General features: G+C 68.1%; 8 protein-coding genes. 5 read left to right on the forward strand and 3 right to left on the reverse strand.

Features of this window, described 5'->3' with window-relative positions:
• Positions 1-8: 8 nt before the first annotated feature.
• Together PJB24_RS07000 and PJB24_RS07005 are read right to left on the reverse strand one after the other, a co-directional pair.
• Positions 9-773 (reverse strand): sensor histidine kinase, encoded by a 765-nt coding sequence (locus tag PJB24_RS07000; RefSeq protein ID WP_273844169.1) that lies wholly within the window; start codon positions 771-773, stop codon positions 9-11.
• An 8-nt stretch (positions 774-781) separates the two neighbouring features.
• The gene (locus PJB24_RS07005) at positions 782-1513 is read right to left on the reverse strand and encodes a response regulator transcription factor (protein ID WP_273844171.1); all 732 of its coding nucleotides are present in this window, start codon (positions 1511-1513) and stop codon (positions 782-784) included.
• A gap of 173 nt (positions 1514-1686) precedes the next feature.
• On the opposite strand from PJB24_RS07005, the gene PJB24_RS07010 reads away from it, so the two are divergent.
• Positions 1687-2682 (forward strand): dipeptide epimerase, encoded by a 996-nt coding sequence (locus PJB24_RS07010; protein WP_273844173.1) that lies wholly within the window; start codon positions 1687-1689, stop codon positions 2680-2682.
• Positions 2679-3731 (forward strand): N-acetyltransferase DgcN family protein, encoded by a 1053-nt coding sequence (locus PJB24_RS07015; protein WP_273844175.1) that lies wholly within the window; start codon positions 2679-2681, stop codon positions 3729-3731. Before PJB24_RS07010 ends, PJB24_RS07015 begins: the two co-directional genes overlap by 4 nt.
• Here PJB24_RS07015 and PJB24_RS07020 read toward each other — a convergent pair.
• Positions 3718-4305: a class I SAM-dependent methyltransferase gene (locus PJB24_RS07020; RefSeq protein ID WP_273844177.1), complete on the reverse strand. Its 588-nt coding sequence runs from the start codon at positions 4303-4305 to the stop codon at positions 3718-3720. The two genes, PJB24_RS07015 and PJB24_RS07020, sit on opposite strands and share 14 nt — an antisense overlap.
• 126 nt (positions 4306-4431) lie before the next feature.
• Here PJB24_RS07020 and PJB24_RS07025 point away from each other — a divergent pair, with 126 nt between their 5' ends.
• The 3 genes from PJB24_RS07025 to PJB24_RS07035 form a co-directional block, all read left to right on the forward strand.
• Positions 4432-4983, forward strand: coding sequence for an HNH endonuclease (locus tag PJB24_RS07025; RefSeq protein ID WP_273844179.1), 552 nt, complete (start codon positions 4432-4434; stop codon positions 4981-4983).
• 69 nt (positions 4984-5052) lie between these two features.
• Positions 5053-6006: an AAA family ATPase gene (locus PJB24_RS07030; RefSeq protein WP_273844181.1), complete on the forward strand. Its 954-nt coding sequence runs from the start codon at positions 5053-5055 to the stop codon at positions 6004-6006.
• A gap of 8 nt (positions 6007-6014) precedes the next feature.
• A partial coding sequence (locus tag PJB24_RS07035) for a DUF58 domain-containing protein (RefSeq protein ID WP_273844183.1) occupies positions 6015-7225 on the forward strand: 1211 nt, incomplete at its 3' end.

A 7225-nucleotide genomic window follows, 5' to 3' on the forward strand; every position in this document is an offset into this window, starting at 1 on the left:
GGAGTGCTTTAGCGGGTCTGGTCCTCGCGTGGAAGATAGACGGTGAACGTCGTTCCCTCTCCCTCGGTGCTCTCGACGGTGACCTTCCCGCCGTGGTTCTCGGCCACGTGCCTCACGATCGAGAGCCCGAGCCCCGTGCCGCCCGTCTCCTTGGAGCGGGCCTTGTCCACCCGGTAAAACCGCTCGAAGATGCGCGGGAGCTTCTTCTCGGGGATGCCGATGCCGGTGTCGGCGACCCGTACCCGCACCGACTTCTCGTCCGCCTCGGCGGAGACCTCCACGCTCCCGCCCTCCGGGGTGTACTTTATGGCGTTGTCGACCAGGTTGGCGAACATCGAGCCGAGCTGCGTCTCGTCTCCCATGACCGTGTAGTCCGCGGCGTCGCCTGCCCTGCGCCAGCGCAGCGCCAGGCCCTTGCGCCGTGCGGAGGGTCTCATGCGGGAGAGCACCCCCATCAGGACTCCGCGCACGTCGACCGGCTCCGGGTCGGTCACCTTCTCCTCGCTCTCCAGGTGCGTCAGGTCGAGGAGATCGCTTATCAGGCGGCTCAGGCGATCGGTCTCGCTCTTGAGCTGCAGGGCGAAGTAGCGCGCCTGATCCGGGTCTTCGTCGATGATCTCCACCAGGCTCTCCGCGAGGAGCCGCAGACTGGTCGCCGGGGTCTTGAGCTCGTGGGAGACGTTGGCGACGAAGTCCCGGCGGATCTTGTTGATCCGCCGGAGCTCCCGCGCGCTTACCTCGAGTTCGTCTTCTCTGGGTCCGTCCTTGAGCATGCCCGTGCCTAGTCCTCCTTGACTGCCCGCTGCACGCTCTCCTGGCGGGGCCTGGCCTCGAAGCGGTAGCCGAGCCCCCGGGCCGTGTGAATATACTCGTAGGAAGAACTCTTGCCGAGTGCCGCCCTGACCCTCCGGATGTGCACGTCTATCGTGCGTGATGAGCCCACCCCGGCGTGCCCCCAGACCTCCTTGGCCAGTTCCTCCCGGCTCTTGAGCTCTCCAGGGGAGGCCGCGAGAGCCGCCAGGAGCTCAAACTCCTTGAGCCTGAGCGAGACCGGCTCGCCGGCCACCTTGGCGATGAAGTTCTTCGTGTCGAGCTGCAGGTCTCCGGCTTCGATGATCCTGCCCCGGCTGCCGATGACACCGCTGCGCTTGAGGTGTGCGTTTATCCGGGCCAGAAGCTCCTTCATCCCGAAGGGCTTGGTGACGTAGTCGTCCGCTCCGGCCTCGAAACCTTTGACCTTGTCCCGCTCGGCGTCCTTTGCGGTGACCATGACGATGACCACCTCTTCGTCCTCCTCCCGGATCCTGCGGCACACGTTTATCCCAGACTCCCCGGGGAGCATGATGTCCAGCAGGATCAGGTCCGGACGGCGGCTTCTGGCCAGCTTGAGCGCCTCGGCCCCGGTCATCGCCTTGCTTACGGAGTAGCCGGCCCGCGCCAGGTTGTACGCGAGCGTGTCGAGGATGACCCGGTCGTCCTCCACCACGAGGATCTCTGCCTTCTTCTCAGCCAAGCGTCCTGCTCCTGTTCGGATGGCATAGCGGAAAACGTATGCTACGAAAAGAAAGTATAAACCGTGGTCGCATCCTCTTCACGATCCTTCTGGAAGACGTCATCTCGGTGGGGATAAAATGGCGCCGGGCCGCGGAAACGACCGGAACCACCTGAAAGGAGATCCGAAGCCCCTTGGAGATATCCACACAGATACTGACGGTACACACCAGGGAGACTTTCGCCATCGCCCGCAGCTCCTCGGACACCTTCCGGCGGGCTGTGCTGCGCCTGGAGGAAGACGGGATGGTGGGGCTCGGCGAGGCGGCCTCGACCGGCTACTACGGCCAGGACCCCGATGCTGACCGTGCCGCCCTGGAGTCCGTGCGTGTGGAGGATCCCTGGGACATAGAGGGAACGCTCCGGCTCAACGAAGACCTCTCCGCGAGCGCGCTCGCCGCCCTGGACGCCGCGCTGCACGATCTGGCGGCGAAACGCCTCAGAATCCCGGTCTGGAGGCTCCTGGGGCTCTCCCGGCCGCGCCCGGCGAGCGCCTACACCCTGGCGATAGCGGACAGGGAGACCACGCTCTCCAGGGCCCACTCCCGGGCGGGGTACCCGATCTTCAAGGTGAAGCTCGGCGGCTGGCGGGACATCGAGACGCTGCGGGCCCTCTCCGGGGAGACGGAGGCGGAGATCTGGGCGGACGCCAACGAGGCCTTCCCGCCGGAGGAGGCCGTTGAAGCCGTGCGGGAGCTCAGGGAGATCGGGGTGGCCATGATCGAGCAGCCGGTCGCCGCCTCTGAGGGCAGGGAGGCCCTCGAAGAGGTGACCCGGGCGGCCTACCCGGTCCCCGTGATCGCGGACGAGAGCGCGCTCGTCGCCGCCGACGTCCCGCCCCTCGTCGGGTGCGTCTCGGGGGTCAACGTCAAGCTCGCCAAGTGCGGCGGCATCCGCAGGGCGCTCGAGATGATCCACACCGCCCGCGCCTGCGGCATGCGGGTGATGGTCGGCTGCATGGTCGAGACCTCGCTCGGCATATCCGCGGCGGCCCAGTTCTCCGGGCTCGTGGACTACGTGGACCTCGACGGGCCGATGCTCCTCGCCGACGACCCCTTCGAGGGGCTCGTGTTCGAGAGGGGGCGTCTGATCGTCCCGGATGTGCCGGGGCTCGGGGTGGAGCTCCGATGAGGCTGCGTCGGGAGCAAAGGAAGCGCCGCTACGCCCTCTTCGCCGAGGGCTGCTTCACCGACCGGCACGCGAAGACCGCCCATGGCGTTTTGCGCTACGGTTCGGACGAGGTCGTCTGCGTCGTCGACTCCACGCTCGCCGGGAGGCGGGTGCTCGAGGTGCTGCCCGACGCCCGGCGCGACGCCCCGATAGTCGCCTCGATCCGCGAGGCGCTCGAGCTCTCTCCGACCTCGGTCCTCGTCGGGCTCGCCCCGGCGGGGGGGAGGCTGCCTGAGGAGTGGATGGAGAGCCTGAAGGAGGCCGCTGCGGCCGGGGTCGAGATCGTGAGCGGGCTGCACCAGCGCCTCGGCCGGGAGCTCCCCGGGGCAAAGGTCTGGGACGTGCGCGAGCCCCCAGAGGACATCCCGCTCTTCTCCGGCGAGGGCTTCTCGGTCGAGCCGAAGGTCGCGCTCACCGTGGGCACCGATGCCGCGGTCGGCAAGATGACCGCGACGCTTGAGGTCGAGCGGGCCGCGAGGGAGGCCGGGGTGAAGACCGAGTTCGCCGCGACGGGACAGACGGGGATCGTCGTCTCCGGATGGGGGATCTGCGTCGATGCGGTCGTCGCGGACTTCATCGCCGGCGCCGCCGAGCAGCTCGTGCTCGAGGCCGCGAGAAGCGACCCCGACCTGATCCTGGTCGAAGGTCAAGGTTCGCTCGCGCACCCGGCCTACTCGGGGGTCACTTTAGGGCTTCTGCACGGCTCGTGCCCGGACTGCCTGATCCTCTGCGCCGACCTCTCGGGCGGGGAGATAGTCCCCGGCGTCCCGCGGCCGGAGGTCTCGCGCGCGGCGCGGCTCTACGAGGAGGTCGCCGCGCTGGTCAAGCCTGCCCCCGTCGTCGCCATAAGCGCCAATACCTCTGCTCTCTCCAAGAGAGAGGCTAAAGAAGCGCTCGGTGCTCTCTCGGACGAGACCGGGCTTCCGGCCGCCGATCCGCTGAGGTGGTCCGCCGCGCCGATCCTCGAGGCCGTCCTCGCGGCGCCGAAGACTAAGGCTATCGGGCTGTGAAGCGGGCCAGATAGGCGCCCCTGCCCCCGAGCTGCCGCTCGAATCGCAGACCCGCTCCCTCGGCGCGGCGGCGGAGGGCGTCGGGAGGGACCATGTGCGGGTCGGGTAGCGACTCGCCGATCACGAGGCGCCCGCCGGGTTTGAGAACCCGGTGCAGCTCTTGCAGGACCGCCTCCTGGTCCGGGACCTCGCCGAGCACCGCCACCATGTAGGCTCCGTCGAAGGTGTCGTCGCCGTAGGGAAGGGAGCGCGCGTCTCCGCAGCCGGCGACGATGTTGTCGATCCCCCGCTCCCGGGCCGCACGCAGCGTATGGTCGAGCATCCGCTGCTGGACGTCGAGCGCGTGGAGGGTACCGCCTGGTTTCAAGAGTCCGGCGACATCGAGCGTGTAGTACCCCGTTCCCGGACCCACCTCCAGCAGCCTTTCGCCGGGCCTGGGATCGAGTAGAAGGCGCAGCCGGTCTCTGTCGACGAAGGGGCGGGGGAGCTTCAGCACGAGACGACCCAGCCCGTAGGAGAACTCCGAAGGATGTCTGCGCGCCCGGATTACGCCCGCCAGGATCGCAGCGCCCATCAGGAAGGCGAGAGCAGGCAGCGCGGACCTGCGAAACCTTCTGACCTCCTGCCTCCTTTCGGGGTGTGCCGCGTACCGGAGATAATGTAGCACGAGCCGGTAGTGGGGTATGCTAGAATACTATTCGTGGCGCGGTGCCTGACCCTGAACGCCAGCTACGAGCCGCTGGCCCTCGTGCCCGTCAAGAGGGCCATCATCCTCGTGGTCTCGGAGAAGGCCGAGATAGTCGAGGCATCTCTGGAGCGCAAGTTCCGCTCGGAGAAGAGCGAGTATCCCTACCCGCTGGTCATACGCCTCGTGAAGTTCGTCGAGATCCCGCGCCGCCTGCGCAGGCACGTCACCAACGCCGTCCTCTTCGCGCGCGACGGGTACCGCTGCCAGTACTGCGGCCGGCACAGGAAGGAGCTGGGCCGCGGGGAGCGGCTGACCAGGGATCACGTCAAGCCCCTCTCGCGCGGCGGGGGGAACACCTGGGACAACGTGGTGGCTGCCTGCACCAAATGCAACGCCAGGAAGGGCAACAAGCTCCCGATGGAGTGCGGGATGTACCCCAGGAGCACCCCCAAGGAGCCGCGGTACGTGGTCATGGTGTGGTACTCGCGGGAACTCAACAGCGTCCAGCGGCGCTACGTCGAGCAGTTCTACGGGGAGCGCCTCTCCGAAGAAGCGGCCCTCTGAGGGAGGGGCATCTGGTGGCTGCTGTATAATCTCTCCCGTGTTATCCCTAGATATTGTGGCGGGGTTCTCTTGGACTACGAGGCGTTCGCCGGGAGAGTAGAACGTATAGTAGAGAGCGTCGAGCGTGCCGTAAGCGGCAAGCGATCCAACGTAGAGCTGGCGGTGGCGGCGCTGCTCGCCGGTGGACACGTCCTGATAGAGGACGTGCCTGGCGTGGGAAAGACGCTCCTGGCCAAGTCACTGGCCCGGGCGATTCGGGGCACCTTCCGCAGGATACAGTTCACGCCGGACCTCCTGCCGACCGACGTGACCGGGCTCAACGTCTACAACCAGGCGACCGGCAGCTTCGATTTCCGGGCCGGACCGGTCTTCGCCAACGTACTGCTCGCCGATGAGATAAACCGTGCCTCGCCCAAGACCCAGAGCGCCCTGCTTGAGGCTATGGAGGAGAGGTCGGTGACCGTGGACGGCAGGACGCGCAAGCTGCCCGAGCCATTCGGAGTGCTGGCGACCCAGAACCCGATCGAGCACGAGGGTACCTATCCGCTGCCGCACGCGGAGCTCGACCGCTTCATGGTGAAGATGGAGCTCGGCTACCCCGACGAGGAGGCCGAACGCAGGATGCTCCGGCTCTCCGGAGATCCGGTGATGGAGGTGGAGCCGGTGGTGGGCCCGGAGGAGGTCTTGCAGATGCGGCGCATGGTCGAGGCGGTGCACGCGAGCGAGGCCGTGCTGCGCTACGTGGTCTCCGTGACTTCGGCCACCCGCGAGCACGAATCCACCCACCTGGGTGCCTCACCGAGGGCGAGCAGGATGCTGCTCGCGGCGGCCCGGGCCCGGGCGGCCTGCCTCGGGCGCTCCTATTGCATCCCGGACGACGTGAAGGAGATGGCACAGAGCGTGCTCGGGCACAGGATCATCCCCGTCTCCTCCCGGGTGAACGGGTACGGTGGGGTGGAGGGCGTGAGCCGGGCCATAGTCGAAGACGTACTCCGCTCGGTGCCGGTGACCGAGGCGGTGTAGGGGGAGGGGTGCCGGCCGGGAGGGAGAGGGCGAGGCCTTCGGTGCGCCCCACGGCCCGCGGCTGGCAGGCGCTCGTTGCGGGCGGGACGGTCCTGGGGCTCGCGGTGACCTTCGGGACCACCCAGCTCTTCCAGCTCGCCTACGCCCTCCTCGCCGTGCTGCTCGCGGGTCTGCTGACCGGGCTCTGGGGGGGTGCCAGCCTGCGCTACCTCCGCGCGCTCCCGGCCGGGGGGAGCTTCGTTGCCGGTCGTACGGCGCGTGTCGGGTTGCTGGTAGAGGGTGGGCGTAAGGCCTGGTATCGGGTCGTGGAGGTAAGAGACCTCCTGCCGGAGAGGAAGGTCTTCAGGTGGGAGAACGGGGACGGTGGCCGGCTCGAGGTGGATGTGACCTTCGGCCGGCGTGGGATATACCGGCTGGGACCGGCGGAGGTGGTCTCAGAGGACCTCTTCGGGATGCTGCGCTTTTCCTGGAGATTTACTGCAGGCGGCGAGGTGGTCGTTTACCCGCGGACGTGGGAGGTGCCGGGTGTGCTCCTCGAGGGTGATGATGGTGGGGGGCCGGCCCACCCGCGGCGGACGAGCCCCGGGGGCGAGTTCACCGGGCTCAGGGAGTACCGGGCCGGTGACGATCTGCGGCATGTGTCCTGGAAGAGCCTGGCCAAGACCGGTGAGCTCTACGTGAGGGAGTTCTCGGAACTTGTGCCCGCCCGCTACACGGTGGCCCTGGACCTGCAGCGACGCGGGTTGCGGGCGCCGGAGCGGGAGGTGGAGGATGCGATCTCCACGGCGGCCTCCGTCGCTGCAGCCCTGCACGCGATGGGGTCTCCGTTCAGGCTGCTCTGCAACGATGGGCGGGCCTCCCGCACGGGTTTTGGTACCCCGTACGAGGGACACATGAGGCTTCTGGCCGGGGTGGTGGCCGATGGATCGAAGCCTCTCTCCTCCTTCCTGGCCTCGGGGGAACGGGAGCCGGGGGACGGCGTGATAGTCGTCTCGCGTGGCGGGGATGATGGGCTCGCTGCCTGTGTGGGCCGGCTCAGGGCCTCTGGCATCTACGTCGCGGTCATCGTGCTGGCGGGGTACGGTTGCCCGCGCTCCGGCGGGGTCAGGGCGATGAGGCACGAGGAGGGGGTCGAAGGTCGCGTGGCCGAGCTCGAGGCCGCCGGCGCCAGGGTGTTCCTGCTGCGCCGGGAGGAGGGTGGGGTGGGCCTCGTCGGGAC

The organism is Rubrobacter calidifluminis (assembly GCF_028617075.1).
Lineage (GTDB): Bacteria > Actinomycetota > Rubrobacteria > Rubrobacterales > Rubrobacteraceae > Rubrobacter_E > Rubrobacter_E calidifluminis.

Bases quoted from the DNA above. Each gene is read 5' to 3' on its own strand.
- PJB24_RS07000 (WP_273844169.1), bottom strand. From the start codon at position 773: ATGCTCAAGGACGGACCCAGAGAAGACGAACTCGAGGTAAGCGCGCGG.
- PJB24_RS07015 (WP_273844175.1), top strand. From the start codon at position 2,679: ATGAGGCTGCGTCGGGAGCAAAGGAAGCGCCGCTACGCCCTCTTCGCC.
- PJB24_RS07020 (WP_273844177.1), bottom strand. From the start codon at position 4,305: ATGGGCGCTGCGATCCTGGCGGGCGTAATCCGGGCGCGCAGACATCCT.